We start from the raw sequence: 24,914 nt of genomic DNA, 5'->3' as shown, positions 1-24,914 counted from the left end.
AGCTTGGGAGGAGGGCATGGATTATTTTTCTCATTTTACGCTGATCTCTGTTTGAAAAGGGCTGATGCCAATTAATAGGCTTGTAATAGGCTGTGGCTGTTTATCAGAAGTTTTCCTGTTTTCTGTGAATTTGCAAAATCGTAAAAACGTGAAACTGTAATGGCAAGGATGTATGGTTGCTTAAGAGCTGTGAGGGTTTTGGGGCGGTTGGGGAGAAGAGAGTGGCAATGGAGGCGTAAAGGCTGGATTGTGAAATGCGTCAAAATTGGAATGGGGGATTGGGAGAATGGAGGGCGTTGGGGGAAAAGGGTTGATGGCAATGAATAGGCTGATGATAGGCTTTAATGGGGCTGTTGATCGGCAGTTTGCTTGTTTTCTGTGAATTTGCAAAATCGTAAAAACGTGAAACTGTAATAGGGTGTGTGTGGTTGGTCAAGGGCTGTGATGGTTGTGGGGCGGGGATAAGCCCGTGTGAGGAGGAAAAAACGTTTGGTTCTGAAGCTGTTGATATAAGGATGCTGTTTAGAGGCGTAAAGGAGGGGGACTGTTCGTTCACAAAGCTTATGATGTAGAGAGTATGGGCTATTCAAGAGGGTGTTTGGGTATGGATAGAGATTGAGGGGGCTCGGCTTCTTTGCATGGCAAGAGGTATTGATCATAAGTTTTGTTTATTCATATGGTTTTTTATGGCATCCAGTACTTGTTGGCTTATCTCCTGATGTGTTAGCCATCGTAAACCTTTTGACGTTGTTTTTTGTCCTAATTGAATGGGGATAAAATCAACTTTGTTTTTGCGCGCGCACTCGAGGATCATTTGATCATGCGTGTTGGAACTAAAAATATGAAGAATACATGGTGGTTTAGGCAAAAGAGCTAACTGCTCAATTAATGCGCAAGAAAATGCATGGGCAGGTGAATGAATCCATAATATGCAATATTTTAGATCATGCCATTGCTTCACAGCTTCTAAAAATTGTGCCTTTGATGCTGCACAATCATAATCCAATGGCACACACATATGCTGTTTTTGCAATGCCTCAAGCTGGACTTTATGGGAAAGAAAGCGTGCAGCAATAATCACTTCTTGCGGCTCTAGTGATTGATACAAAGGGGCAAGCATCCCTGTGCCCCCTACCACTAAATAACGATAGTGCGCATCCTTTTTTTTCATGCCCCCTCCCTTATTGCTTTAAATCCCACCTCTTTGCTTTAAAAATGTGTACATTTCATCAGCAAGTCTTTCACAACGTGTTTGTACCTCGTCACTTATAACTTTCCAAGTACGACCTTCATCATCTGAGGAAAAATCTTCGTTGGAAGATGCGATTTGACATTGGAGTGCATAGCCATAAAGCGTGCGCACCAACGGCAATAAATGTTCACACGGTTGTGCGCATTTTTTGGCGGTACTTCCATGAGAGATAAGCCCAACAGGTTTATTTAAAAAGGCATTATAGCTCAAATTATCAAGAGCATTTTTTAAAACACCCGAATAAGACCCTTGATAAACGGGGCTTGCTAGAATAACGCCATCAGCCGCTGCAATGGTTTTTACAAACTTACGAACCGCAGCACTTGGATTAGCCTCAACCTGCTGATGATAATCTGGATCTGTCATCGGCAAGGGCTGTTCACGCAAATCAACCCAATGAAGTGATGCACCCCGCTTTATGAGGCAATCGGCTAAATAATTGGCTAAAGTTCTTGTTAAGGAAGGTTGACGCACAGACCCCAAAATAATTGCTATATTCAACAGGATTCTCCTTTATCTTTTCCCCACAAGCCTATAACGCAAGGCTTATAAAGAATTGTGAGTAAAATGGCGCGTATCATTATGCTGTCCATAAAGAGCAATTGTGATGATATCGCATCATCATAGAATCAGTCCATGCTAACAAGATTGTTGACAAAACAACACCTCAAACTTGTAAGGGAATGTTAGTGCTTTCATTAATATTAAAATGCTTGATCTCAAGAATCGCGGCTGTCTCGTGTCTTAGAAGCGCTTTTATGAATATATTCTGAGCTATTGGCTTGCAAGAACTCTAATGAAAAATGGAATGTATCGTCATATTTTGATTTATAATGATCATTGAGCCTTTTTAATTGAAATAAGAAAGTTGTAAGATTTTCTCATTTCAAATGTTCTTATTGCGCGATCATTTGCAAATCAATGGAAGTTCCTTTTTTTATGTCTTAAGTGGGCGGAAAACAATTGAGAAAAGAATAAAAATGCTTCTGTCTTTTCAAGGGATAAAGACTATCGTAGAAGCTAGATATGCCTGTTTTTGGGGCAGGGGTGGGTTTGTTGTAGGAGCCTTAGGCTAATGGGGGTTGTCCGTGTTGAGGAACGAGTTATGGCGTGGCTTGTCGCAAGGGGAGGGTAAGGCTATTGTAGAGGCCACAGGGGGCGTATATGAATGGTGCCGGATTACATTTTTTATTGAAATAATGGTGGTGATAGAGTTTATAGTAAGGGGGATATATTCATGGGGGCGCTATTGTTATCCCCTTCATGGGGGCTGTTCATGAAATGGGGGTGATGCGTGTTGGTTTGCAAGTGTTGAGAGATGTTTCTTTAAAACAAGCACCTGAATTGGCAAAAGTATTGGCAACATAAATATGCGATACGAGTGTTCTCTGGGGTGTTCTGTTTGACGATAATGGATGCAATTGTGCTTGAGAGGTTATTCGTGTCTTTATAAAGTCAGGGACAAACAGTTGCATAAAAGGGAAGAGCAAATGAAGGGGGAAAATTCCACATTTTATAACAAACGGTGCTCTCTTGTTTTTGGAAAATCATTTCGTTCTTATAAAGATCATATTATTATTTGTCTTATTTCTATCCTTATTGGGATAGGTTATAAAGCTCTTTTGATCCCATTAGAATCCAAGTGGACGTTGAGTGTATCGCAGGATAGCACTCTTTTGGCGCTTTTTGTGCTGCGTGAAGTCATCATGGTGTGTGTTGTTGCCTTGATGCCTGTTTTATTGGTGCTTTATCTCATCTTAACGTATTTGTTGAAAAAAAAGATTCAGCAGTTGGATGAGGCTATCCAGCAACGGGGGTACACAACCGATCAACAAAATAATTCGGTAAAAAACAATAGAGAAACAATAAGCAGTTTTTTTATCGTATACTTTTGGTTGATATTTCTGCTAAACGTCTTTTTTCCTGCGGGTGTTGTCATGCTCATTTTAGAATTTTATTATTTTGTTTTCAAGCGCGTGAGAACGTATTGTAGAGTGAAACGGGAATTAAAACGCATAAGAAAAGAGAGTGACAAGGCGCTTGTGTAGCTATCGTGAGGGGTAAGAGGTAATATTTGGAAGCTCATGACACAAGAAGAGGGGATGGTTGGAAAATCATCAGGTAAAGAGGATAAAGAGGCCTATCAGGTTTGTAATGAGGAGGATGCTCTTAATCATTTGGAAAAGCAACAGCGCTTTTAGAAAGTTGGGGTTTTTTGTTGAAAACAAGGGAAGCGCCATGCATCGCACTTTTCGTGGTTCTTAAAAAAGCGGGCATGAGATAAAGAAATGCGTTTTTCATAAAAAAAGGAAGAGCAATGAAGGGGAAAAATTCAGCATTTTATAATGGACTGCGCCATTTTTTCGAAAAAAGTGTTTTTTCTGAGAAAGAGCGTGTTGTCATTTGTTTCCTCTCCCTCATTATTGAGTTGTGGAACAGGATTTTCTTTCTCCCATCCTTAGGCAGCAAAGAGAACTTGACAGGGTGGCAGGATACACCCCTTTTTCTCTCTCTGTGTACGTTTTGGCAAATTATTACAGTGTGTGTTTGGGTCTTGTTCCCAGTTATGTTGATACTCTGCATAACATTGTGGCTTTTGTTGAGAAAAAATACTCAAAAATTGAAAGAAATAAACCAGCAACGGGGTAAAATAACCGATCAAAAGGATTGGTATAAAAAAGGCGATAGAGAAAAAAGGGGTGATATTCTTGTCATGATATTTGTTCTCGTGCTTATGTTCGTGACAGTGTGGGTTGCTGTTATTCCCATGATGATTTTGGAACTTTATTATGGTGTCTTTAAGCAGGTGAGAACGTATCGCTGTTTAAGAAAAGAACTGAAAAACGTCTTGAAAGAACAGGATACAGCGCTTGAGAAGTCATGAGAGGGAAAAAATAATGAAGAAATTATGAGAGATTCAGCCTTTATAGGGATTGCTCTCTATACCATTTTGCCTCTGAGATGGTTTGGTGCTCTTTATGGGTTGTCCGTAAACATTGCTTTAAAGGAGCAGTGTTGGGTGGCATTGAGTGGAAGAAAAGCCGATACTGGATCAGTGTTGATTAAAGGGAATAAGAGCCCGTGGGGTTTAGAGCCTAGAGTGAGTGCTTGGGACTTACTTTATCGTTTGAGACGTGAGGAAGGAACGGTTTTGCTTGTAGGGGCGCGCGGTATATGGGTTGTTTTCGTATTTTTAGGTACCTTGTTCATTCAAGCTTTGAAATGAATCCTATTGAAGTGGGGATGCAGGGTCATTTTCTTGAAAATAGGAGAATTTTTAGGAAGAAAAAGCTGAATTGTAACTATTGTTTATAGATTGGTACGGTTTGAAAATCTTCACTGTTTGAGATGTGAGGAAGGCAAGAGGGTGGCAAGGTAGCAGGAATATTATTATTTTTATTATGACGTAAGCCATAACGGCCTGTGTACTTTTCTTTATTCCAGGTGGTATTTGGGTTTTGCATCATCATAATGCGTAAATTGGAAAAAAAGATCCAGAAACGAGAAGAGGCAATCTCTGTGTGAGAGCAAATAAGCTCTCTGTCACACGGGTCTTTTCAAAGAGTGAGAGGGGAATACATGAAGGAGCAAAATTGGACATCAGAGCAAGAAACGCATAAAGGAGCGCATTCTTTTTCGCTCCAGAAAGTGTTGCTCTCAGCAAAGGATTATAAAGTTATTTTTGCTATTGCTGTTGTCATTGTCATCTGGAACATGATTCTAGGAATACCAGATGTATTAAATTGGCAGCTGACAGGGTGGCAATATGTTGTGCATGCCGTTCTCCTTAAAACAACGGACATTATAATGGTCTGTGTCATTATTTTTATTCCGGTTATGTTACGGCTTCGCACCAAAGTGACGGGTGAGTTGTACAAAAATATTCAGAAACTAGAAGAAGCAATCTCTGTGCGAGAGCACATAAGCTCTCTGTCGCACGGGCTTTGTAAAGACTGAGAGGGAAAAAATGAACAGTGATCCTATAGCCGTATTTCTATTAGATCCCGAGTTTTGGGTATTTATTGTTATTTGCATGATCATTATCATGCTTGTTTTAGCTCTTTATACCTCTGTCTTTAAACGGATGAAAATGAATTTCCAAGTGAAAGGCGCGCTGGAAAGAGTGCTTAAAGAAAATGATCTTGCAACGCAGCAGTTTTGGAAAGATGAAGCCGTGGTACAGGAGAGGCGTTTGCAACTAAAGGAAAAAGAGTTCTCTGCCGATTATGATGATGATGAAATTCTCACGATAGAAAGTGCAACAGGGCTTTTAAAAAGCTTGGGATGGTCGGTGGAAATCGAGGGAAAGGGAGATTATTTGGCAACCCTCTTTTTACCAGATCGCGAAGTGCAGTTTCTTTATAACGAGAAACGAGTGGAAGAGTTTTCGCCTTTTGATCGCGGACTTTTAATTATGAGCGGTATTTTTGCGGCGGCTTGTCAGACGATTAATCCGCATAATTCTGGGGTTTTGCCAACAGTATTTATAAATTTTGTGTTCAATGGATTGGAAATTTTTGAAGAAAAAGTGAGCGTCCAGCTTTTAAAGAAAGCTCTCGATAAAACTTTAAAATGGACAATGGAAGATGATTCTTTGCTTGAAATGTTTCGCTCTCAATATAGTATTCCCCCTTGGGAAAAAGACTCTTTATCTTGGGCAACGGATGGAGACGTAGAGTTTGCACCTTATGCTTTGCTGCATCTTGCTGCTCTTGCCTTGCTGGGCGATGTTGAGACTTTAGCTTCTTATGACGAAAGTTTTACGGCAGGGGAGAAGCTTGGCTTTGATGAAACCATTGAAAAAGTCCATTTGGAACGCGCGATGGTGATCGCTCAAGAAGTGAAAAGGGAAGGAAAGTTCAGTTACGATCTACTGGAACGGGTTGCTGAGAAGTGGTCTATAGCCATGGACTATCAGTTTTTCAGAGTGAGACCCCCTAATACGTGTAATCAAAAACGAGATTTTCATAAAAAAATAGTCGAGAAGAAAAAACAAGAATTAAGGGAACAAGGGTTTGAAGGGGTGAGTGATGAACAGTTCGTGTTTGAAGCAGAGGGGGTAAAACATGCTCCTGATATTACTTATATTAAAGATGGTAAAATCGCATTTATGGATATAAAAATTGATTAGTTTATTCTCCTGTTGAAGAAAAGCACTTTTATTTAAAAGATGTGAAAGCGTCTCAATCATGGCGCTTTCACATCTTTCTTACCAGAGCAAAATAAAGGGCTTGAAAAATCGAGAATAATAGCCAAGATTTTAAAAAATAGACTGAAAATGGCTTGATCCTCAAGAATAGAGGAGAAAAATCAATTATAAATTTTTCTATCTTCTTTAAGACGGTTCTGTTGTTTTGTTAGAAAATGCTCATAAATTATCGCTTATTCAAGCGGTATGAGGGAAGGTCCATTGACTAAAGCGCTTATAGGGAGGAGCTTTAAGGGTTAGAGCCTTTGTCATTTGAGATGAGAGGAAGGCAAAAAATGGCATTTTTGAGCAGTGTTAAAGTCTTTTTCCTTTGAGGTGTTTTTTGTCTTTTTAAGAAGTCCTCGCCAATGAAGCAGCGCTTGTTAAGCCTCAACAGCGTTTCAGTATGGTGATATTGATACAAAAATTTATGGTATTTTTGTGTTTTTCAGTCTGCTTCATGGAGATCTGTAAGCCAATCCGATGACATAGGAGATGCATGGTCATTTTCTTGAAAATAGAGGAATTTTTGGGAAGAACAAGAGGATTGCGGACCCTTATTAACGAAAGCGCTATGGGAGGGAAGCTAAGGGGGTAGAGCCTTTGTCATTTGAGATGTGAGACAAGTAAAAATGGCATTTTTGAAGGCGATGATAGATGATATTTGGCCAATAAAAATAAAAACACAATAAAAACTAAACTAAAACAAATGAAAAATTAAACTAAAAAAGGCCCCATTTTATAAAGGGCCTTTTTATTTAAATTTTACAATATATACAAAACGTATATAACCTTACTTTAAGAACTTTTTGTATCTTATATTCTAGTAGCAACAAGTTGTACGAAATATATAATAATTGATCCTAAAAAACCAGCTATTGCATTCAATAAACTTTTTCCTTTTTCGTATATATCGTTTATTGATGCTTGTTCTGATGCGCTTCTATTACTGATTCTCAGTATATTCAATGTATCCGATGTGTCCCTTACTTTTTTAACAAACTGTAAATTTGTTTTCTCAATAGTATAAGGAGCAACAATAGGAGAGGGTTGTTTATTGACTATACGATCAGATTTTTGAATCGCGAGAGCTAAACCACTTGTAATAGCCCCAGCTATGAAAAAATATCTGATATTCATAGTTTTTCTCCTATATTTATTTCGATAAATAAATATCGATACGTATCATATATAAATACGATTTAAATAACTATAGTAAAAATACAACAATCACAAAAAAGAATAAACTTTGCCTACAAATTGACAAAATTTACCCTTAATTGCCTTAATGAATTCTTTCAGATTTGATTTTATGAAGGCGTAAAAAAGTTTGAAAGCTCTGTAGAGAAGTGGAATCCCATAAGGTGGGTGATACAATAGTTGCTAGCAAACTTCTTTTTGTGCCTTTGACCAAGGATTCATAAAAATGAGGGTTCATAAAAATGAGATGCGATGAAATTTGAGTAAAACCCTTGAAGGGAAGGATTCACTCTATTGAAGGCGGAGTGCATCTTTTCCATGGATTGGATACTGCCTTTATGAGGGTTTGGCGGTATCCGTTGAGGGGAAGGATGCACTCTTTTTGAAGGCTGGAGTGCATCCTCTTATAGATTGGATACTGCCTTATGAGGGTTTGGCAGTTTCCGTTGAGGGGAAGGATGCACTCTTTTTAAGGCGCGGAGTGCATCCTCTTATAGATTGGATACTGCCTTATGAGGGTTTGGCAGTTTCCGTTGAGGGGAAGGATGCACTCTTTTTAAGGCGCGGAGTGCATCCTCTTATGGATTGGATACTGCCTTATGAGGGTTTGGCAGTTTCCGTTGAGGGGAAGGATGCACTCTTTTTAAGGCGCGGAGTGCATCCTCATAGATTGGATGCCTCCTTTGAGGGTCGGAGGTATCTCTTGAGGGGAAGGATGCACTCTTTTTGAAGGCTGGAGTGCATCCTCATAGATTGGATGCCTCCTTTGAGGGTCGGAGGTATCTCTTGAGGGGAAGGATGCACTCTTTTTGAGGGCTAGAGTGCATCCTCTTATGGATTGGATACTGCCTTATGAGGGTTTGGCAGTTTCCGTTGAGGGGAAGGATGCACTCTTTTTAAGGCGCGGAGTGCATCCTCTTATGGATTGGATACTGCTTTATTGAGGGTTTGGCGGTATCCGTTGAGGGGAAGGATGCACTCTTTTTCAGGCGCGGAGTGCATCCTCATAGATTGGATGCCTCCTTTGAGGGTCGGAGGTATCTCTTGAGGGGAAGGATGCACTCTTTTTGAGGGCTAGAGTGCATCCTCTTATGGATTGGATACTGCCTTATGAGGGTTTGGCAGTTTCCGTTGAGGGGAAGGATGCACTCTTTTTAAGGCGCGGAGTGCATCCTCTTATGGATTGGATACTGCCTTATGAGGGTTTGGCAGTTTCCGTTGAGGGGAAGGATGCACTCTTTTTAAGGCGCGGAGTGCATCCTCTTATAGATTGGATACTGCCTTTATGAGGGTTTGGCAGTTTCCGTTGAGGGGAAGGATGCACTCTTTTTGAGGGCTAGAGTGCATCCTCTTATAGATTGGATACTGCCTTCATGAGGGTTTGGCGGTATCCGTTGAGGGGAAGGATGCACTCTTTTGAGGGCTGGAGTGCATCCTCTTATAGATTGGATACTGCCTCATGAGGGTTTGGCGGTATCCGTTGAGGGGAAGGATGCACTCTTTTGAGGGCTGGAGTGCATCCTTTCCATGGATTGAATGCACTCTTTGGAGGCTAAAGTGCATCCATAGGGAAAGGCATATTCCATAAGAAACAGAGATAACCAAAAGATTTGTTTTTATATTTTATATTGATAGGTTGCTGTATTTGCGAGGGCTATTCATTCTTTATTCTCAATATTTAAGATGATTATGTGATAAGGGTTGTTCGTCAATACAATCGTAAAAGACGCTGAGTATTTTTATAAAAATTGAGATATTTTTGTGCCTTTTTCTTGTTTTTTTTGTGTTTACACAAGATATGCACGGCTTTTCAACAGTTTGTTTTTTTAGCTTTGCTAATGGCGATGGCGTTGGCTAAACACTTCAATCGTTTTAACTGCTTCAACACCGCCTTAAAAAAACAGTGCTTTATAATATGACAAAATAAGCTGTATAACTTTTGATTCTTACGCGATGCTAGAAAAAGGGGAATGTTAGGAGAGATGTTGTCTATATTCTTAGTTTATCTCTTAAGGTAGGAAGATTAACATATTTTCCGGATCTATTTTTATTCGGTTTGACGGTTAAAGAGCAATATCTGAATGGAATCACACTTGTCTCATGTTTTTATTCTCACGCTTTAGATTTTTTCTCATAGGGATTTTGTTTTTAATGGGGGATTTTAGTTTTTTAATGGGAGGTTACGCGACTCACGTAAAACAGAATGTTCTAAATAGAATATATTTGTGTTGCACACTTACCTACTTGTTTAAAAACATTATGTTATCTTATCATCACAATTATATTGGTGATTGGGGATATTGGTAAATCTGATAATGGAGAAATCTCTTGCGAAGTGGATAAGTCCTTCTTTAAATTCTCATAAGGAAAAGCCAGTACACTATTATACTATTCGCGCCTCATATGATGACAGCCTTTGGCTCTTGAGCGTGTTCATAAGAGGCATTTTGATTCTTTATCTTTGAAGTGCGTTATTTCATATGTCTCTCATGTTTGTAATGTGGAAAAGACAAGGTGTTGATTGATGCAACATGAAATAAATTTAAAATGAGAGAATCCCTATGATATCTGCGTCTCTTAATTTTATATGGATAACGGGATATGATTATAAATCAATATGTTGTCGTGATACATCAACCTGTTGGGGGGGCGATAAAGAAAGTTATCCAATAGTTAAGTCATTCTGTTATGCCGTAAAACACGGTCATGTGAGGTTTGGTGATATGAAGCAAGCTTCCTTGGATATGTTTTAAGTGTTTTTTTAGGGCGTGGTGAATCTTTGAGACAGAGCAAGCTTCTGTTGCGCCTTGAGTTTAGCGGAAAATCCTGAATAGAAGCCAAGAGGGAATGGCAAACCAAGAGGGAAGTGTATCCAAGCTGTTTGTAAATCAGATTGAGTTAAGAATCTTTGTTCTTTAAGAATGGAACGCAAGTCAATTTGACAAAAGAATGATCTATTTTGCGGGTAAACCTTATGGAGGAATATCACAAAGCTCATAAGGAAGTGATTTAAGACAATACAGTTATAAAAAAGTACAGTCATAAAAAAAGTCCTCTGTCGCAATCAGAGGACCAAAAAGCAGGAGAATTTTAACATTGACTCGCAGGACGTGTCAAAAAAGAATAAATTCAAAAGGCCGTACTAATACAAAAAAATCATACTTAAATAACCTACCACATTATAATTAGCAGAGAATTGAAAAAATAGCAATATAAAAAATACTTTTTACAAAAAATTTTGTCATTTTGCATTAAAACTTAATACTTTTTTCAATTGAATATTTATTTTAAGACTCGATATTAATTAAACTATATTTAAAAATATTATGATGCATGCAAGCATCTTGAGAATATTCTTCAATAAAAAACGAATTAAGAGCACCTCATGATTATAGGATTGATATGGGGGAAGGCTTTTTGTTTTTAAGAGTTTAGGGTGTATCTTAAGTATGTGTGGGGGGTGAAGTATTGTCCTTTTGGGTGGGGGGGCAAGGTAATGGAAATGGGGGCGAGAGCTGCTCAATGCTTGAGCCCGTGTGTGTGGGAAGGGCTTTAGAGGGGGCGGGGGCAACATGGGAGGCCGCTTAAAATGGCGAGGAGGGGATTATTCAAAATGTTTATGGTTTGCATATCCCCAATGAAATGCGAGCAAGTCTAAACAATCTCGTAAATGATCGGCAAGAGAGTTTTGTTTGCGTTTTGAAGAACTTAATTCTTTTATCGCTTGTCCATAGCCGATAACGCGTTCAAGCAGTGAATAGCCAAGAATACCCAGTTGAACTTTGATTGTTCTTAAATGATTGGATGCTTCTATTTGACGTTCAATAGGGTGTGTGTACCCTTGGCTACAGGAAACCTTTTCACGGGTGTAGTCAAGGCTCATGTGGAGATCGGCTTGGCTTTGACGCCAGTAAAAATAAAAACGTTCTGCTGCTTTATATTGGGCTTTGCTGAGATGTCCTTTCGCATATAAAAGGGCAATGGGATGGCTTTGTGCATTGGCAATGGCATTGATAGTGCGCGGATTGCTGGAACTTTCTGGATGATTGGGTTTAAAATAAGGATTACTTGTTTCAACAGGGATTTCTTGCGTCTTTAAATGACCAATGTGCTTTCCTTTATCTTGATGGTCAAGTGGGCAGGTTTGCGTATTTTTTTTCTGCTTATGGGTCATAGCATCTCCTTAAAAATTTTAATTTTGCTTCTCGTTTTTAAAAAATGTTGCTTGCTCTAGGCAAAAGAGAGGGATGAGAGGAAGACATGTGTTGGAGTGTGCGTGTGGGTATGCGCTCTTGGGGGTGACTTGGACTGTTGCGCTTGTGTGTGGGAGCCCCATGGATTTGGCTCTTGAAAAGAGGGGTGTTTTGTCGCATGGTGGATTTTCCTTGAATGGCTTGATGGGGGAGGTGAGTGATGGCGCGCGGGCTTTTGTCTCTGAAGGGATTGGTGTTTAGCTGTATTGTGGCCTATGTCTCTGTGGCTGTTTATGTGGAAATGAAGGCGTTGGGGATGACGTGGGGCGTATTTTTACGGGCTGTGGCGTTTTATGGCATTCCCGGTATTTTCCTTATGTTGGGTTATGAAGTAATGCAGCGGCGTGGTGTAACGAAGGGTTTGTTCCTCAAGATGGTGTTGTTGAGCTTCATTTTGGCTGCTGTCATTGATTTTATTTATAAGCAAGCTGAGCATTTTGGTTTGACTCAGATGTGGTTCTCAAACAGGTGGGTGTTTAACATTCTTTTTGGCGTTGTCTTTGGTCTTGTCCTTGGTCTTATTTATCGTGGGGCAAGGCGTTTTGGGTTTAGACTTTCATTCTTTGAAAAGGATTGATCTTTTGCTGCATTTTTGGCATGGTCTCTGATTTTTGCTTATGAAGGAGCGGGGCGTATGGTGGTTGCGCGGGACATGTTTTTGAAGGGGCTGGCGTTTTGCTGCGTTGTTGGCATGGTCCTTGGTTTTGCTTATGAAGATGCGGGGCGACCGGCTATTACGTGGGAGGTGTTTTGGCAGGGGGTGGTGATTTCTTGCATTGCTGGAGCGACCTTTTGTTTTATTGTTGTGGGAGCAAACAGTAGAACTGTATCGTGGGGCGTGTTTTTCAAGGCTGTGGTGTTTTGCACCATTGCTGTAGTGGTTCTTGGCTTTGCTTATAAGGGAGCGAAGCGTTTTGATATATCATGGGAATTTTTAGTGATAGGAGCGGTGTTTGTTGCATTGCTGGAGCTGTCCTTGGTTTTGCTTATGAGGGTGCGGGGTAAATGGATATCGCGTGGGGTATTTTTATTGAAGTTTCTGGTGTTGGGTGGCGTTGTTGGAGCTGTTGTTGGGTTGGCACATGTGGGAGTAAAGCATATGGGGGGGCGCTGGTTTGTGATCTCGAACAATGAGGTGTTTCTGGGCACTATTGGATTTGTTCCTTTGTTTGCTTATGAAGGTATAAGGTGTGTGCGTGTACTGTTGGGATGGTGCTTAAAAAGAATGAGCATTTCTCTTTTCCACGGGCGTGGTCTTTGATGTTCTTTCTGTGAGGGGTATTTGATGTCGAACGATGTGATGTTTTGGCAGTGGTTGGGGTTTTTCTGCCCTTTGGCTCTCGCCTTTGTTTCTATTTATGTGGGAATAAGGTTTTTCGGGTTTACAAGGAAGGACTTTTTTAAGGGTGGGGTGCTTGCATTCTTTGTTGGCGTGACCTCTAAGTTTGTTTATGCGAAAGCTGAGCATTTTGGTTTGGCTCAGGTGTGGTTTTCAAACAAGTGGGTTTTTTACATTCTTTTTGGCATTGTCTTTGGTCTTATCCTTGGGCTTATTTGTCTAGGGGCAAAGCGTCTTGGGTTTAGGATTTCATTCTTTGTAAAGGATTGATCTTTTGCTGCATTTTTGGTTGTTCCTTGGTTTTGCTTATGAGGGTGCGGGGTGTATGGTGGTTGCATGGGACATGTTTTTAAAGGGGCTGGTGTTTGGTGGCGTTGTTGGAGCTGTTGTTGGGTTGGCGTATAACGGAGCCAAGCATATGGGGGCGCTGGTTTGTGATCTCGAACAATGAGGTGTTTCTGGGCACTATTGGATTTGTTCCTTTTTTTGCTTATGAAGGTATAAGGTGAGTGCGTGTACTGTTGGGATGGTGCTTAAAAAAATGAGCATTTTTCTTTTCCACGGGCATGGTCTTTGATGTTCTTTCTGTGAGGGGTATTTGATGTCGAACGATGTGATGTTTTGGCTGTTGTTGGGGTTTTTCTGCTTTTTTGCTCTAGCCTTGGTTTTTCTTGATAAGATTGCCAAGCGTCGCTCTGTTACAGGGTGGATGTTTTGGAGATGGGTGGTGCTTTATGGCGTTGTTGCCACCTACCTTGGTTTTATTTATGTGGGCGTGGGCAGGCGCGCTGTTGACGGGGAGCTGCTCTTGAAGGGGGCGGTGTTTTCTTGCATTTTTGCAACTGTCCTTGGTTTGCTGCATCTGGGTGTCAAGAGTATGCCTGTTGCGGGGCAAGTGTTCTTAAAGGCAGTCATATTTTGTTGCATGATGGGCTTTATCCTGTGGTTTGCTGCTGTGGGCGTCAGGGATATGGATAGCATAAGGGCGGTATTCTTAAAGGGATTGCTCTTGACTGTATTGTTGAAAGTGCTCTTGGGGTTCTTTATACGCGAGCAAGGTGATACGGTGTTACAGAGGTTGTTGCGTGCTTTGAATTTTGTGCTGTTTTGCTGCATTTTGGCACTAATCCTTTTTTTTACCCGTCTGGGAGCAGAGAATCTAGGGTTGAGCTGGCTTTGGTTCTCGAATGATGGGATGTTTTCCTTTATTGTTGGATTTCTTTTTCCTTTGATTTATCAGGGTGTAAGGCGTGCGCGTGTTCTATGGGCTTGGTTCTTAAAGTAGGGGGTGTTTTTTTGTCTTATGGGTGTGATCTTTAATGGGCTTGCTGTGAGGGGTATTTGATGTCGAACGATTTGTTTTTTTGCTGTTATTGGTGTTTTCCTACCTTTTTATTGTTGTCGTTATTGGTACTTATAAAGTTTTCAAGCGCTTCGATATTCCGTGGTGGCGGGCGGCGTTTTATTGTATTTTTGGTGTTTCCCTCTTTTTGAAGGAAGTGCTGTTTTATTGCATTTTAGGAGTCGTTCTTTTTTTAGCTCTTGAGGGGATGGAGAGTATGGACATACCATGGGGACTCCTGTCCTTGATGGAGATCGTGTTTGCAGCACTGTTGGAGTGGTTTTTGATTTTGCATATGAGGGGGCGGCGAGATGGGGTGGTGACGCGTTGTTTGTGGTTATTGAAGGGGGTGGTGTTTTGCGCCGTTGTTGGAGCGACCTTTTTTTGTTTCCGTCTGGGAGCAGAGAATCTAGGGTTGAGCTGGCTTTGGTTTGCGAAGGATTGGGTGTTTTTCATCATTTGTGGATTTATCCTTCCTGTTGTTTCTGTGGGAGCAAGGCGTGCGCGTTTGAAGGCGGAGGCGTTTTTAAAGAGAGTGGGGTTTATGGGGTATTACAGATAACGTCGAGGGAATGATTGTTCAAAAGAACAGCGATAGCGGTAGGTTTGGGGATCAAACCAAAGCCCTATTTTGCCTTCAAAATCACCAGAACGTTGTTTGGCAATATTCATAATGACGCCAGGGCGTTTGGCTAAATCTGCTTTTTCTTGTGCGAGAGAAGCGGCAAAGATTTTGTCTTCTAACGGTCGATTGCGCCAAATGGTGATAATGTTAAAGGCATTGGCACCAATTTCTGAGGCGCCTTTAATGTCTTCTGTGCTGGGGATATCTTTATCCAGACCGCCTTTTCGGGCATGGGCTACAAGGTGAATATGTACATTGTTTAAAACAGCCCAATCAACCATTTTATAAACGGCTTGTTCTTGTCTTGCATAATCATCAGAGGCAATGCCAAGCCGCATCAAACTGTCGATGATAAATTGATCGCAGCCATAGCGCGCACGGCAATAGTCAAAGATTTCAAGCAAGGTATCTACGCTCGATTTGCCAACATGCTCATAAAGAATAAGCCCTTCGTCTAAAAAATGAAGAATCCGTTCAATTGTCTCTTTTGTAGGCTGTTCTAAGCCGCCCGTTTGTTTGGTTAAACGGCGAAGTGATTGTTCTCCTTTCATTTCTAGAGACGCTAAGCAAAGGCGACTCTTTTGTGCAATCCAATGGGGAATACAGTCTGATAATAATTGGCTTTTACCTGCACCACTCGCACCACTCCAGAGCGTTAATTCTGCTGGGCGGAAATGCAATTTGTCCTTCAGTTTAGGATAGGGAACCGTATAACCAAGATGTTTTTCAGGCTCTGGCCAAAAAAGCCCAATCACTTGATCTTTATAGTCTGAGGCGCGTCGTAAACCTTCTGGTGCAAAGCTTTGTGCTGAGGAAAAGGCGGCTTTTATGGTGGCTTTATCAATCCCTGCGGTTAAACAGTCATTGGCATCTTTAAGGGGTAAACGGACACGGTAGCAACGGTGGCGTCCAAGCCTGCTGGCAATCTCACGGGCTGCTTCTTCTCCGGGCTTGTCCATATCGGTGGCTAAAAAAATCGTTTCAAAAGATTCTAAATGATCAAATTCATTTTCAATCCAGTTGTGTTTGCCTCCACTGCCTCCTCCAAAGGGAACAGAGACCGCCGGATATCCATAGGCGGCTAAGGAAAGTGCATCAATTTCTCCTTCAGTGATAACAATGATACGGTTTGTTGAAGAAAAAATGGGGAATGGCGCCTGTTGGAGCGCATGCGTGGGTGCCTGTTGGTGTGTGTGTGTAGAGGCGGGGTTGGTTGAGGCAGTGTTTTGGGGCGCCTGTGTAGAGGCGGGGTTGGTTGAGGGGGTGTTTTGGGGCGCCTGTGTAGAGGCGGGGTTGGTTGAGGGGGTGTTTTGGGATGCCTGTGTAGAGGCGGGGTTGGTTGAGGGGGTGTTTTGGGATGCCTGTGTAGAGGCGGGGTTGGTTGAGGGGGTGTTTTGGGATGCCTGTGTAGAGGTGGGGTTGGTTGAAGCGGTGTTTTGGGATGCCTGTGTAGAGGTGGGGTTGGTTGAGGGTCCCTGCTGCTGAGGTGTGTGTTGGAATGCTTGCTGAGGTGCGTGCTGGGTTGCTTGTTGGGGCGTGTGCGTGGCGGGGTGGTTTGTGGGGTAAAGGGCTTGCCAACCAAATAAAATCGGTTCACATTGGGAGGCTGTTGGTTTGGTTTTTGCTCCTGCTTGTGCGAGCCGTTCTTTGACTAAAGCAAGGGTGCCGTCGGGTTTATAAAAGGGAAAAATGATTTTTTCACCATCTTCTCCTATGCGGTAACGCTTTATAATCTCTAAAGGAATGTGGCGTTCTTCGTGGAGATAGTTTTTTACAAGATTCTGCGGGCTCTGCCCTGTAGGAACCGGTGGACGGCGATAGGAACGATGGGGCGCCATAAAGGGTTTGGGGCGTGTCAGATTGAGAGTCGCGCGTGCTTCTTCTAAGGCTTGAGAAAGGCTAATGCCTTTGACTTCACACCAAAGGTCTAAAAGATCTCCTCCAGTGCCTTCTGCAAAATCATACCAAAGTCCTGCTTTACTACCACTCAAGCAAATCGATAAACTTTGACCAGCTTCACCACGTGTGTTGCCTACAATCCAATTGTTGCCTCGTTTGTGCCCTTGGGGAAGAAGCATTTCTGCTATTCTATCTGCTTGTGAGATAAGTTTTTGTTTGATTTCAAAAATTGTGCTCATGGTCATTCGTGATATTATTGTCGTTTTTCTCAAGATGTGAGAAGTGAGGACTCTGTTTTTGCTGTTCTCACCGTTTGATCTGATCGTAAAGTCCCGTAGTGCTATGGGGCTTGCCAGTCTACTTTGAGAGCTTCTTTGCCGCTCTTTTCTTGCCAATGGTCGCGAAACTTCTTGGCTTGCCAATGGGCTTGGCTCTCACTCAAACCTTCTGAAATGGCTGTGTTGATGTTTGTTTGCCAAGAGCATGGGGAAGTGGCGCCTTGGGAAAAGGAGGAAGGTGGAAAAGAGGAAGGGGGTGCAAGAAGGGTGGGGTGGATATGCCTGTGAGGGGGTGGTGCATGCTGGAGTCCTGTTGGGGTGTGTATTGGGGGGTATGCGGGGGGTGCCTGTGGGGGTCCTTGCGTGGGGAAAATGCTTTTGTGATGAGAGCAAAATGGTCGATGTTGTCTCGTTTTGCTGTGTAAAGAGCTTATTTCATTGTTGTTTTGCCGCCCTTTGTTTTGTTCTGTGTTATTTTGTCCGATGCTGTTGTGGTTTTGAAACATTTTTATCCCCGCGCGTGCTTGAAAAATACGTTGTTTTTGTGATGTCAAAAATTGTCGCTATAGTTGATCAAACTGCGGTAAAGCGTGTCGTTGTTCTCAGAGGTAAAAGATGAGGAGCCTCCCTGTTTTTGCTGTTCTTGCCGTTCGATCTCACGGCGAAACCAGTTGCGCCATGTGGCTTGCCAGTCTACTTTGAGTGCTTCTTTGCCGCCCTTAGCTTGCCAATAGTCGCGAAACTTCTTTTCTTGCCAATGGGCTTGGCTCTCACTCAAGCCTTCTGAAACTGCCGCCTTGATGTCTGCTTGCCAATGCTCAGGAAGACGATGCCCTTTGGCAACTGAGGTTGTGGTTTTTTTGTTGGAAGAAGGAGGGACGGAGGCAGGAAGATTGCTGGGGGGAAGAGTGGTGGCAGATTTTGTTTTTTCCCCCGTGACAATTTGCGCGATAGGGGCGGGAGTGAACTCGGCTTGGGGAGCATTTAAAGGGGAGGCGTTTTTTTGCTCCGTTTCTTCTTGGGCAGGCAAAGGGAGAGGTGAATCAAGAGCCGATAAGGGTGATGGGTGATCGCTTTGTTCAAAACTCTCTTCGCAGAAAAAACAAGGTTCTGTCTCATCAAACAAAATTTTCTTTTCTAAAACACCGTAAGGTGTTTCCTTTTCTTCTGCCTTTTGAGCTTTTGAGTTTTGTGTAGCATCTTTTGTACTTTCGTTAAGCAGTTGTTGCATCTCTGCATTGATTTTCTTGCGTTTTTTTGCCGAAGAACGACCCGCAAAGGATTTTTGTTCAAGCAATTTTTCACGCTCTTGAAAAACATTTTCGCAACGCTTGTTCCATAATCCATTGGCTAAATTTAAAATCTTACCCTCTTGGATGAGCATCTCTAAAACATTAACAAAAGTTCGCTTGTCACAACCACAAAGACGCGCTAAACGTTCTTTCGATATTTCTAAAGGTCGTCCACGGGCATACATTTCATTGAGAAGAATCGTATAGATTCCAATTTCGTGTGCGCGCATCCCACGTACACCTCCTAGAAAGTCATTTTGATACCAACAAACATATGGAAGCCTAGACGATTCATAATGAGGAGTTTCTTGTTGATTAGCGTGTTTCATACTGCAATCTACTTTCTTCTTTTTTATACATTTTTATTGATGATAAAAGCTCAAATAAGGATTTAACTTGTGTTGTTTTTGGCTCTGTTCGATGATGACTAGAGGCTTCTTTATGACGTTTATAAATGATTGGCTGTGCTTGAAGCGCATGCAAACTTACGATTTAAGATTGCGGTGATGGAAAAAATAAAGAATACCACACATTCTCAACGTACTTGCTTTTGGGCAGAAGCTTTGGAGAGTGGTCTTTTATATCCGGTAGGGTGGTTAAAGTGTTTTTATGATCTAAAAATAAAAAAAAATCCCCCTAAAAAGTAAAATTTGTTTCCTTAATTTTATCCTTTTTAGAGGATAATGCAAGCCCGTTTTATAAAAAGGACGTGTTTTTTTAAAAAGACGCGCTATATGGTGAAATTATGAATATCGATGGTTGGCGTCAAAGATTAAGAATCGCTTTGGAAAAAAGTGGGCGGTCAAAAAGATCTATCTCCCTCGCTGCCGGTAAAGGCGCGGGGTACCTTCATTCTATTCTTTCTGAAGGAAAAGAACCAACAATCGAATCTCTCTCGCGAATTTGTCACGAAATTAATATCAGTATGAATTATATTCTTTACGGGAAAGGGGCTAGCCCTGAAGATAAAGAATTTATAGAGCTTATTTCGAAACTCTCTCCGCAAGAGAGACAGGCGATTTTGACTCTTTTGCGGCGACCAATTGACGAAGCTTCAAAATAACTTCCTTCTGTGCTTTTGAATCAAGGCGACTCCAGTGTTTTATTAATATTATGTCACTCATTTTATCTCTCCTGTGTGTTTATAATTGCAATTTTGTAAGAACAAATAGAGAACAACAAAGGGGCATGAGAGGAACAAAGAATAATAGATTTTTCTTTACATATGTCATTTGAACCCCGTAGATATTTAAAATATATCTTTTATGAAGGATAAAATGGTTGACATCTCTCCTATAGAGGATATAAGACTAACGCTATATTTAGTCTTGTCAAGACAAGGCTATGCTTTATCAACTATCTAAAGGGGGAAATCATGAAAAATATTCCATTCGTTAAAGAGGATGAAATCATTATCGTTTTATGCGAAGAGGAAAATCCTTGTACTTATGAAGGAACAATCGACGAAATCGAAGAAGTGCTCGAACTGATTGAAGAATGTGAAACTGTTTATAGAGTTTTACGACTCGATCTGACAACTTCTCATGCTGAAGATATTACGGAACAAATCGCTGATTTTTATGTCGAAAATCATGAAATGAATGAAGAAAATACACACTTGCCGCCCTTCATTTTGAATAGTGAAGCTTATCATGCTTGTTTGAATGAAAGAGCGGCTTGCGATTATGAAGATAATCTCTATGGCTCTTATGAAAAACAGCATCGTTTACGCCCATGTGATGTCTTGACAGATTATTGGTGGTAAACATGCCAAGTTATCTCAAGACTTCGTATCAAGGGATTCCACTTTATTATGCTGGAAATATGCGAAATTTAATCAGACTCGAACCACAAAAACACAACGCTATACTTTTTATATCGCAAGAAGTGGCTCTGTCTATGGCAAAAAAATTGGAGGAAGAATATTGCCGCCATGATTTTTCCGTCGTGCAGTAGCAGGGTTGAAAAAGAAGCCGCAATGATGGGCCAAAGTGCTTTTTCATTGCGGTGACAATGGTGCACGTTATGCTTTCGTTCTTGGAGGGAAGCTTAGGGGAGCCGCTTTGGGGGGAGAGCTTTGCGCGGGGATTTTCTTAGCCGATATGGAAAGGGGGGGTATGAAGAAAAGAGCCTATATATGAGGAATTGTGGGCGCTTGTGTGGGGGAAGTTGCCGGCTGGTTCATTAGGGGGATAAGGCAATGGTGGGACAGGTCGTCATTCAGTGACTTGGAGTGATACGGAAAGCATGCTGGAGAACAAAAATGAAGGCTTAGGGGGAAGAAAAGCAGCAGTACAGACAGGTTCCAACCTATAAAAAGGCAAGTTCAAGGGGAAAGAGCCGGTTTTTGTGTTTTTTTAGGGCACAATATTGAAGGATGTTGTTGTCTTTAGTCCGTGTGAGGGAAACAGCTTAAAAAAAGGTGAATGCTTTAAAGAGGATATATTACAAAACACCTTAAAGATGAAGGGGAGAAATACTATGCCAATCATTATCGATTGTATTCAAGGAACAGAGGAATGGCAGCAAGCGCGTAATGGTTTGATTACGGCTTCGTTGTTTGAGATGGTTATGGCACGAACAAAACAAGGGCAAAAAACGTCACGCTATCAGAGTGTGATGATGAAATTGGCGGGAGAAAGAATTACCGGAAAAACCGTTGATGAAGGGGCAACACTTTCTATGCGACGTGGAACAGAATTAGAACCAAGCGCACGACAGCTTTATGGGAAACTGACACATACAGAACCTGAATGTATTGGCTTTGTTTTGGCAGATGATCGCGGACAAGGATTTTCCCCCGATGCTTTTGTGGGAAAAAATGGCTTATTAGAAATTAAAACAAAAAAACCTGAAATTTTAATCCCTCATTTCATGCAAAAGAGCTTTCCAGCAGAACATAAAGCACAATGTCAAGGGGGATTATGGATTTCTCAACGCGAATGGGTGGATTTAATGCTCTATTGGCCGGATATGCCCCCTTTGATTAAACGGGCTTATCGTGATGAAGCGTATATTTGCAAACTTGAAAATGAAATTAACCGTTTTAATGAGGCGTTGGAGAAGATGGTACAGCAAATTAAATCTGTTGGGACAGGTTTTCATATAAGAACAGAAATTGCTTTGAAGGAGGGGAAAGAAAGGGTGCTTGGAATGAAGACAAGGCGTATGCTGGAGGGGAAAACGAGAATGAGACGGGGTGGGAAGGGATCTTGTGTAGCGTTGAGGAGAGGCAAAGTTCTATAAAAAGGAAAGAGCAGAGGGGGAAAAGAGTTGGTTTTTATGTTGGAGGAGGGTGCCAAACAGGGGAAGCAGGGAGCATAGCGAACTTAGGGGACAGGAATGTGAAAGCATGGTCGGAAATGGGGGAAAGGGTGCTTGGAATGAAGACAAGGCGTATGCTGGAGGGGAAAACGAGAATGAGACGGGGTGAGAAGGGATCTTGTGTAGCGTTGAGGAGAGGCAAGCTTTAGTCATAAGGCAAGAAGTAAGCGGAAAAGCAGGTGGGTGTTGAAGGGAGAGAGACTTCGCGTGACAGCTATTGCTTGGGAAAATGGAAGAAGGTGTTTCAGAGGGGCAGTCAAGTGAAAAATAAGAGAGATAAGGAAGTACTTTGGGGGAAGATGTTAGGGAAGTGAGATAGGGGATGTGGGGTGCGGTTCTGTCCGCTTTTGTGTTGTGCCGTGTTTGGGGGCGCGATGAAAGGCCCCATGATGGCTAAGTTGCCGGACAAGTGCTTTTTCATTGGAGAGGAAATGGTTCTTGTGGTGCTTTTGTTTTTTGGGAAAGAGTCGTTTGAGGGGCGTTTTTTAGCCAATATGGGGAAAAGGATGTAGGGACATGAGAAAAAGCCTGTGTGGAGTCAAGTAGGCTTGTTGGGGAAAGGTTGGGGGGCGGATTGTGGAAGAAAATAGAAGGGTAGGGAAAACGGGAGAATAGGGAAAGAACGGATAGAGATATTATAATCTTTATGTTTTTCTACACTACCTTGTTATAGAAAATCAAAAATGACCACATTTTGTGAATTCACTGTGGGGCTGATCTTAAAGCTCTTCAAAAGCACTGATCAATAGATACTTCTCCATATAAATTTGATAAATGATATTAGTATGAGCCCGAAGATAAATGCACCAATCTTTACCAAATATCCTTTTATGCTTATGAGAATTAATAACCCTATACTTATTTATTCATAATATCTTCCATGTAAAATAAAATTATAAAATACATTACAGGTATTATTCCACAAATAATGAAAATTACATACGCGATACTATCAATTACACGCTTGGTATTATCTTGTCGTCTGTTCTCTTGGTTTCTACTAATTTCAGAAGCCTTGTGATTATATTTAAAAGTTTCATGATAGAACTGATTGTAAGCAGCTCTCTTTTGAGGATCTTTAAGAACTTCATAGGCTTCACAAATTTTTCTGAATTTTTGTTCTGCTTCGGTACTAGAATTATGATCAGGGTGGTATTGCAGAGCTAATTTACGAAAAGCAGATTTTATCTGTTTATCGTTGCATTCGTAGCTTACACTAAGAATTCCATAATAATCGTCTTCATTGACTATCATTAAATACAGCCACTTTGTGTATTGCTCTTATTTTACAAGATCATTTAATTGATCTCTTTTGAATGTATCAACATGTGTTATTTTTGTGTTAGAAATATGGTTAAAATCGTATTGAATGGCATGGCTGTACTTGGGGCTATTGTCTCTAAATGAGAGGAGATACAGTTCAAAACGCTTAAAAATGCAGGGTGTTTTTAATATTTTAGAAATATTTTTTTACAAAAATAGATTAAAAGAGAGACGATAAATCAAATGTAAAAGGGACGGCAATAATAGCCAAGGTTGTCATTATTGTAAATAAACAGGCAGGAACCTTAAATCTAAAACGCCAAAGTAAACTTATGGGAACAGACATTATCGTTGTTATTACGAGTGCTACGATAAACCATTGCAGGAATAAGTTCATTATATTAATTTCATTATTAAAACGATTTTGTTTTAGTTCTTCCTCTGAAACACAATCGATAATAGAAACGCCATAATAAACAGGAAATTTTCCACTTGGACAAGCGCTAACAGAAAATTGTTCAAGCTCTAACCATTCTCTTTCGCGTTCTTTTTCTAATAGCTTCTTTTTTATTTTTTGTTTTATATATTCTTTGGAAATACAGTTGATCGGAGCAGTTCTCCCAACAAAAAACGAATTTTTTGTACATCCACTTGTTGTATGATGCGTGAATAAAACAGTGCTTATTGCTATAGCAAATAAAGTGTTTAAACAGAGGGTATTTATTGGCTTTTGTTTCTAACAAGCTTTTATAAGTCATTTCTGTTAAATAAATCAATATGTGTTATTTTTGTGTTGAAAATATATGTAAAAACGTATTTAATAAAAATGGTTACAATGTCATAATGTGTCTAAATAAAGGTGTGGTACTGGCTAAAACCCCGCATATGTGGGGTTTTAGCTTATTGGAGGAGGTATGACAGCAGAAAATATAAGGGGATCTGTAGCCAAAATGGTTGTCCTAGGGTGGGGAGAGTAGGCAATATCCAAAATACTCCAAATGAAATATACTTGTTGTTGTACATTTACGCACTTGTTTTAATAAAGATATCTCGCTCTAAGCTCATTTCACAGCCATTTTATGCCGGCGTTCGTAAATTTCATACTGGCGCCTGTGAATAATATCGTGAGGGGTATAACGGTCAAGCCCCGTAGATTATAAAGTCCGTAGATTATACCCCCCAGAGATTATAAACATTGCGCACCCTATTTTTACTTTATGAAAAAGTAAGTTGGTACTATTGGGGGGCCGTTGCCAAAATTGCGGCATGGGCTGTAGCTCTTGAGACGATTCATAATCTCGTTTACTGGGAGGCTTTTTACGAAGAGATATGCTTTTCTTGGAAAGTTTCTCGCCATACGGATCTTTCTGCTTGTGAAGTGTAAGCGAAGAGGGGTGATTAATTTCAATAGAACAGAGGGAGAGAGCTTTTCACTCTTGGGGCTCTTATGCAAGACGAATAACGCTATCCGTATCAATCAAAGTATTCGTATAAAAAAGATGCGTGTTGAAAGAGGGAGGCTTAGAGCACGTGGAAAACCATAGTGTATAAAATTGGTAATGAGGGATCTTCTTTGAAAAGGCAGGCTATCAATTTTCTGGTATATGGGGTGCCTAGTATATGGGGATGTCTGTCATATGAGATGTTTGCCATATGGGA

The 24,914-nt window shown here is 41.0% G+C and carries 28 protein-coding genes and 2 pseudogenes; 21 read left to right on the top strand and 9 right to left on the bottom strand.

Annotated features, from left to right (window positions below; genetic code table 11):
• Window positions 1-655: 655 nt before the first annotated feature.
• Window positions 656-1,171, bottom strand: coding sequence for a short-chain dehydrogenase (locus tag ACFIME_RS05015; RefSeq protein ID WP_375662347.1), 516 nt, complete (start codon window positions 1,169-1,171; stop codon window positions 656-658).
• An 18-nt stretch (window positions 1,172-1,189) separates the two neighbouring features.
• Complete coding sequence (locus tag ACFIME_RS05010) at window positions 1,190-1,753, bottom strand: NADPH-dependent FMN reductase (protein ID WP_375633355.1); 564 nt, start codon at window positions 1,751-1,753, stop codon at window positions 1,190-1,192.
• A gap of 989 nt (window positions 1,754-2,742) precedes the next feature.
• Here ACFIME_RS05010 and ACFIME_RS05005 point away from each other — a divergent pair.
• The 5 genes from ACFIME_RS05005 to ACFIME_RS04985 all read left to right on the top strand — a co-directional run bounded on the left by ACFIME_RS05005 (window position 2,743) and on the right by ACFIME_RS04985 (window position 6,383).
• Complete coding sequence (locus ACFIME_RS05005; RefSeq protein ID WP_375684588.1) at window positions 2,743-3,300, top strand: hypothetical protein; 558 nt, start codon at window positions 2,743-2,745, stop codon at window positions 3,298-3,300.
• Between the two features lie 269 nt (window positions 3,301-3,569).
• Entirely contained in the window at window positions 3,570-4,136 is a 567-nt protein-coding gene (locus tag ACFIME_RS05000; RefSeq protein WP_375662346.1) for a hypothetical protein, read from the top strand.
• A 24-nt stretch (window positions 4,137-4,160) separates the two neighbouring features.
• Window positions 4,161-4,478: a hypothetical protein gene (locus tag ACFIME_RS04995; protein ID WP_375662345.1), complete on the top strand. Its 318-nt coding sequence runs from the start codon at window positions 4,161-4,163 to the stop codon at window positions 4,476-4,478.
• 353 nt (window positions 4,479-4,831) lie between these two features.
• Window positions 4,832-5,209: a hypothetical protein gene (locus ACFIME_RS04990; protein WP_375662344.1), complete on the top strand. Its 378-nt coding sequence runs from the start codon at window positions 4,832-4,834 to the stop codon at window positions 5,207-5,209.
• Window positions 5,210-5,219: 10 nt separating this feature from the next.
• Entirely contained in the window at window positions 5,220-6,383 is a 1,164-nt protein-coding gene (locus ACFIME_RS04985) for a DUF6990 domain-containing protein (protein WP_375684587.1), read from the top strand.
• Between the two features lie 873 nt (window positions 6,384-7,256).
• Here the strand turns inward: ACFIME_RS04985 and ACFIME_RS04980 are convergent.
• Window positions 7,257-7,580 (bottom strand): hypothetical protein, encoded by a 324-nt coding sequence (locus ACFIME_RS04980; protein ID WP_375662342.1) that lies wholly within the window; start codon window positions 7,578-7,580, stop codon window positions 7,257-7,259.
• Window positions 7,581-7,986: 406 nt separating this feature from the next.
• Here ACFIME_RS04980 and ACFIME_RS04975 point away from each other — a divergent pair, with 406 nt between their 5' ends.
• From ACFIME_RS04975 to ACFIME_RS04965, 3 genes are all read left to right on the top strand, one after another.
• Window positions 7,987-8,370: a hypothetical protein gene (locus tag ACFIME_RS04975; protein WP_375684586.1), complete on the top strand. Its 384-nt coding sequence runs from the start codon at window positions 7,987-7,989 to the stop codon at window positions 8,368-8,370.
• A 79-nt stretch (window positions 8,371-8,449) separates the two neighbouring features.
• Window positions 8,450-8,584 (top strand): hypothetical protein, encoded by a 135-nt coding sequence (locus ACFIME_RS04970; protein WP_375684585.1) that lies wholly within the window; start codon window positions 8,450-8,452, stop codon window positions 8,582-8,584.
• A 123-nt stretch (window positions 8,585-8,707) separates the two neighbouring features.
• Complete coding sequence (locus ACFIME_RS04965; RefSeq protein ID WP_375684584.1) at window positions 8,708-8,929, top strand: hypothetical protein; 222 nt, start codon at window positions 8,708-8,710, stop codon at window positions 8,927-8,929.
• Window positions 8,930-11,244: 2,315 nt separating this feature from the next.
• Here the strand turns inward: ACFIME_RS04965 and ACFIME_RS04960 are convergent.
• Window positions 11,245-11,814: a hypothetical protein gene (locus tag ACFIME_RS04960; RefSeq protein ID WP_375662341.1), complete on the bottom strand. Its 570-nt coding sequence runs from the start codon at window positions 11,812-11,814 to the stop codon at window positions 11,245-11,247.
• An 88-nt stretch (window positions 11,815-11,902) separates the two neighbouring features.
• On the opposite strand from ACFIME_RS04960, the gene ACFIME_RS04955 reads away from it, so the two are divergent.
• The 7 genes from ACFIME_RS04955 to ACFIME_RS04925 all read left to right on the top strand — a co-directional run bounded on the left by ACFIME_RS04955 (window position 11,903) and on the right by ACFIME_RS04925 (window position 15,136).
• Window positions 11,903-12,094 carry a hypothetical protein gene (locus ACFIME_RS04955; protein WP_375684583.1) on the top strand — a complete coding sequence of 64 codons (192 nt, stop codon included), beginning with the start codon at window positions 11,903-11,905 and terminating at the stop codon, window positions 12,092-12,094.
• On the top strand, window positions 12,054-12,470 hold the full coding sequence (locus tag ACFIME_RS04950; protein ID WP_375642920.1) for a hypothetical protein: 417 nt from the start codon (window positions 12,054-12,056) through the stop codon (window positions 12,468-12,470). The genes ACFIME_RS04955 and ACFIME_RS04950 overlap by 41 nt, the downstream gene beginning before the upstream one ends.
• Window positions 12,471-12,485: 15 nt before the next feature.
• Window positions 12,486-13,154 carry a hypothetical protein gene (locus ACFIME_RS04945; RefSeq protein WP_375662339.1) on the top strand — a complete coding sequence of 223 codons (669 nt, stop codon included), beginning with the start codon at window positions 12,486-12,488 and terminating at the stop codon, window positions 13,152-13,154.
• 24 nt (window positions 13,155-13,178) lie between these two features.
• A complete protein-coding gene (locus ACFIME_RS04940) occupies window positions 13,179-13,502 on the top strand; it encodes a hypothetical protein (RefSeq protein WP_375642848.1) in 324 nt (107 codons plus the stop codon).
• 4 nt (window positions 13,503-13,506) lie between these two features.
• A complete protein-coding gene (locus tag ACFIME_RS04935; protein ID WP_375662338.1) occupies window positions 13,507-13,683 on the top strand; it encodes a hypothetical protein in 177 nt (58 codons plus the stop codon).
• A gap of 150 nt (window positions 13,684-13,833) precedes the next feature.
• On the top strand, window positions 13,834-14,517 hold the full coding sequence (locus tag ACFIME_RS04930; RefSeq protein ID WP_375684582.1) for a hypothetical protein: 684 nt from the start codon (window positions 13,834-13,836) through the stop codon (window positions 14,515-14,517).
• Window positions 14,518-14,608: 91 nt separating this feature from the next.
• Entirely contained in the window at window positions 14,609-15,136 is a 528-nt protein-coding gene (locus tag ACFIME_RS04925; protein ID WP_375684581.1) for a hypothetical protein, read from the top strand.
• Here ACFIME_RS04925 and ACFIME_RS04920 read toward each other — a convergent pair.
• The 3 genes and pseudogenes from ACFIME_RS04920 to ACFIME_RS04910 all read right to left on the bottom strand — a co-directional run.
• Window positions 15,130-17,337, bottom strand: a pseudogene (locus ACFIME_RS04920) (toprim domain-containing protein); the annotation flags it as partial. The gene ACFIME_RS04925 and the pseudogene ACFIME_RS04920 sit on opposite strands and share 7 nt — an antisense overlap.
• 101 nt (window positions 17,338-17,438) lie before the next feature.
• A complete protein-coding gene (locus ACFIME_RS04915) occupies window positions 17,439-17,930 on the bottom strand; it encodes a hypothetical protein (RefSeq protein ID WP_375684601.1) in 492 nt (163 codons plus the stop codon).
• The gene (locus ACFIME_RS04910) at window positions 17,927-18,997 is read right to left on the bottom strand and encodes a YdaU family protein (protein ID WP_375633341.1); all 1,071 of its coding nucleotides are present in this window, start codon (window positions 18,995-18,997) and stop codon (window positions 17,927-17,929) included. The genes ACFIME_RS04915 and ACFIME_RS04910 overlap by 4 nt, the downstream gene beginning before the upstream one ends.
• 416 nt (window positions 18,998-19,413) lie before the next feature.
• Between ACFIME_RS04910 and ACFIME_RS04905 the strand changes: the two genes are divergently transcribed.
• The 5 genes from ACFIME_RS04905 (at window position 19,414) to ACFIME_RS04885 (ending at window position 22,504) form a co-directional block, all read left to right on the top strand.
• A complete protein-coding gene (locus tag ACFIME_RS04905; protein WP_273790852.1) occupies window positions 19,414-19,731 on the top strand; it encodes an XRE family transcriptional regulator in 318 nt (105 codons plus the stop codon).
• 312 nt (window positions 19,732-20,043) lie between these two features.
• Window positions 20,044-20,433 (top strand): hypothetical protein, encoded by a 390-nt coding sequence (locus tag ACFIME_RS04900; RefSeq protein WP_375684580.1) that lies wholly within the window; start codon window positions 20,044-20,046, stop codon window positions 20,431-20,433.
• Between the two features lie 2 nt (window positions 20,434-20,435).
• On the top strand, window positions 20,436-20,624 hold the full coding sequence (locus ACFIME_RS04895) for a hypothetical protein (protein WP_375634524.1): 189 nt from the start codon (window positions 20,436-20,438) through the stop codon (window positions 20,622-20,624).
• A 525-nt stretch (window positions 20,625-21,149) separates the two neighbouring features.
• Window positions 21,150-21,914 carry a lambda exonuclease family protein gene (locus ACFIME_RS04890; RefSeq protein ID WP_375684579.1) on the top strand — a complete coding sequence of 255 codons (765 nt, stop codon included), beginning with the start codon at window positions 21,150-21,152 and terminating at the stop codon, window positions 21,912-21,914.
• 452 nt (window positions 21,915-22,366) lie between these two features.
• Complete coding sequence (locus ACFIME_RS04885; RefSeq protein WP_375633335.1) at window positions 22,367-22,504, top strand: hypothetical protein; 138 nt, start codon at window positions 22,367-22,369, stop codon at window positions 22,502-22,504.
• A gap of 508 nt (window positions 22,505-23,012) precedes the next feature.
• On the opposite strand, the pseudogene ACFIME_RS04880 reads toward ACFIME_RS04885, so the two are convergent.
• Window positions 23,013-23,246 (bottom strand): annotated as a pseudogene (locus ACFIME_RS04880) (DnaJ domain-containing protein); the annotation flags it as partial.
• A 229-nt stretch (window positions 23,247-23,475) separates the two neighbouring features.
• Window positions 23,476-23,652, bottom strand: a complete 177-nt coding sequence (locus ACFIME_RS04875; protein ID WP_375633334.1) for a hypothetical protein — start codon at window positions 23,650-23,652, stop codon at window positions 23,476-23,478.
• A 798-nt stretch (window positions 23,653-24,450) separates the two neighbouring features.
• Here ACFIME_RS04875 and ACFIME_RS04870 point away from each other — a divergent pair.
• On the top strand, window positions 24,451-24,639 hold the full coding sequence (locus ACFIME_RS04870; RefSeq protein ID WP_375636919.1) for a hypothetical protein: 189 nt from the start codon (window positions 24,451-24,453) through the stop codon (window positions 24,637-24,639).
• Window positions 24,640-24,914: the final 275 nt, after the last annotated feature.

The sequence above is a fragment of the Bartonella sp. AP1QHHD genome (assembly GCF_042196265.1).
Classification (GTDB): Bacteria; Pseudomonadota; Alphaproteobacteria; order Rhizobiales; family Rhizobiaceae; genus Bartonella.
The sequence above is the reverse complement of the archived record's forward strand: the minus strand, read 5'-3'. Positions and strand labels throughout refer to the sequence as shown.

What these genes read in the sequence shown, in the direction of transcription:
- ACFIME_RS04905 (WP_273790852.1), top strand. Translation starts at nt 19,414, where the DNA reads ATGAATATCGATGGTTGGCGTCAAAGATTAAGAATCGCTTTGGAAAAA.
- ACFIME_RS04980 (WP_375662342.1), bottom strand. Translation starts at nt 7,580, where the DNA reads ATGAATATCAGATATTTTTTCATAGCTGGGGCTATTACAAGTGGTTTA.
- ACFIME_RS04985 (WP_375684587.1), top strand. Translation starts at nt 5,220, where the DNA reads ATGAACAGTGATCCTATAGCCGTATTTCTATTAGATCCCGAGTTTTGG.
- ACFIME_RS04885 (WP_375633335.1), top strand. Translation starts at nt 22,367, where the DNA reads ATGAAAGGCCCCATGATGGCTAAGTTGCCGGACAAGTGCTTTTTCATT.
- ACFIME_RS05005 (WP_375684588.1), top strand. Translation starts at nt 2,743, where the DNA reads ATGAAGGGGGAAAATTCCACATTTTATAACAAACGGTGCTCTCTTGTT.
- ACFIME_RS04995 (WP_375662345.1), top strand. Translation starts at nt 4,161, where the DNA reads ATGAGAGATTCAGCCTTTATAGGGATTGCTCTCTATACCATTTTGCCT.
- ACFIME_RS04890 (WP_375684579.1), top strand. Translation starts at nt 21,150, where the DNA reads ATGCCAATCATTATCGATTGTATTCAAGGAACAGAGGAATGGCAGCAA.
- ACFIME_RS04960 (WP_375662341.1), bottom strand. Translation starts at nt 11,814, where the DNA reads ATGACCCATAAGCAGAAAAAAAATACGCAAACCTGCCCACTTGACCAT.
- ACFIME_RS04910 (WP_375633341.1), bottom strand. Translation starts at nt 18,997, where the DNA reads ATGAAACACGCTAATCAACAAGAAACTCCTCATTATGAATCGTCTAGG.
- ACFIME_RS05015 (WP_375662347.1), bottom strand. Translation starts at nt 1,171, where the DNA reads ATGAAAAAAAAGGATGCGCACTATCGTTATTTAGTGGTAGGGGGCACA.
- ACFIME_RS04940 (WP_375642848.1), top strand. Translation starts at nt 13,179, where the DNA reads ATGTCGAACGATGTGATGTTTTGGCAGTGGTTGGGGTTTTTCTGCCCT.
- ACFIME_RS04900 (WP_375684580.1), top strand. Translation starts at nt 20,044, where the DNA reads ATGAAAAATATTCCATTCGTTAAAGAGGATGAAATCATTATCGTTTTA.
- ACFIME_RS04875 (WP_375633334.1), bottom strand. Translation starts at nt 23,652, where the DNA reads ATGAACTTATTCCTGCAATGGTTTATCGTAGCACTCGTAATAACAACG.
- ACFIME_RS04990 (WP_375662344.1), top strand. Translation starts at nt 4,832, where the DNA reads ATGAAGGAGCAAAATTGGACATCAGAGCAAGAAACGCATAAAGGAGCG.
- ACFIME_RS04895 (WP_375634524.1), top strand. Translation starts at nt 20,436, where the DNA reads ATGCCAAGTTATCTCAAGACTTCGTATCAAGGGATTCCACTTTATTAT.
- ACFIME_RS05000 (WP_375662346.1), top strand. Translation starts at nt 3,570, where the DNA reads ATGAAGGGGAAAAATTCAGCATTTTATAATGGACTGCGCCATTTTTTC.
- ACFIME_RS04950 (WP_375642920.1), top strand. Translation starts at nt 12,054, where the DNA reads ATGGCGCGCGGGCTTTTGTCTCTGAAGGGATTGGTGTTTAGCTGTATT.
- ACFIME_RS04930 (WP_375684582.1), top strand. Translation starts at nt 13,834, where the DNA reads ATGTCGAACGATGTGATGTTTTGGCTGTTGTTGGGGTTTTTCTGCTTT.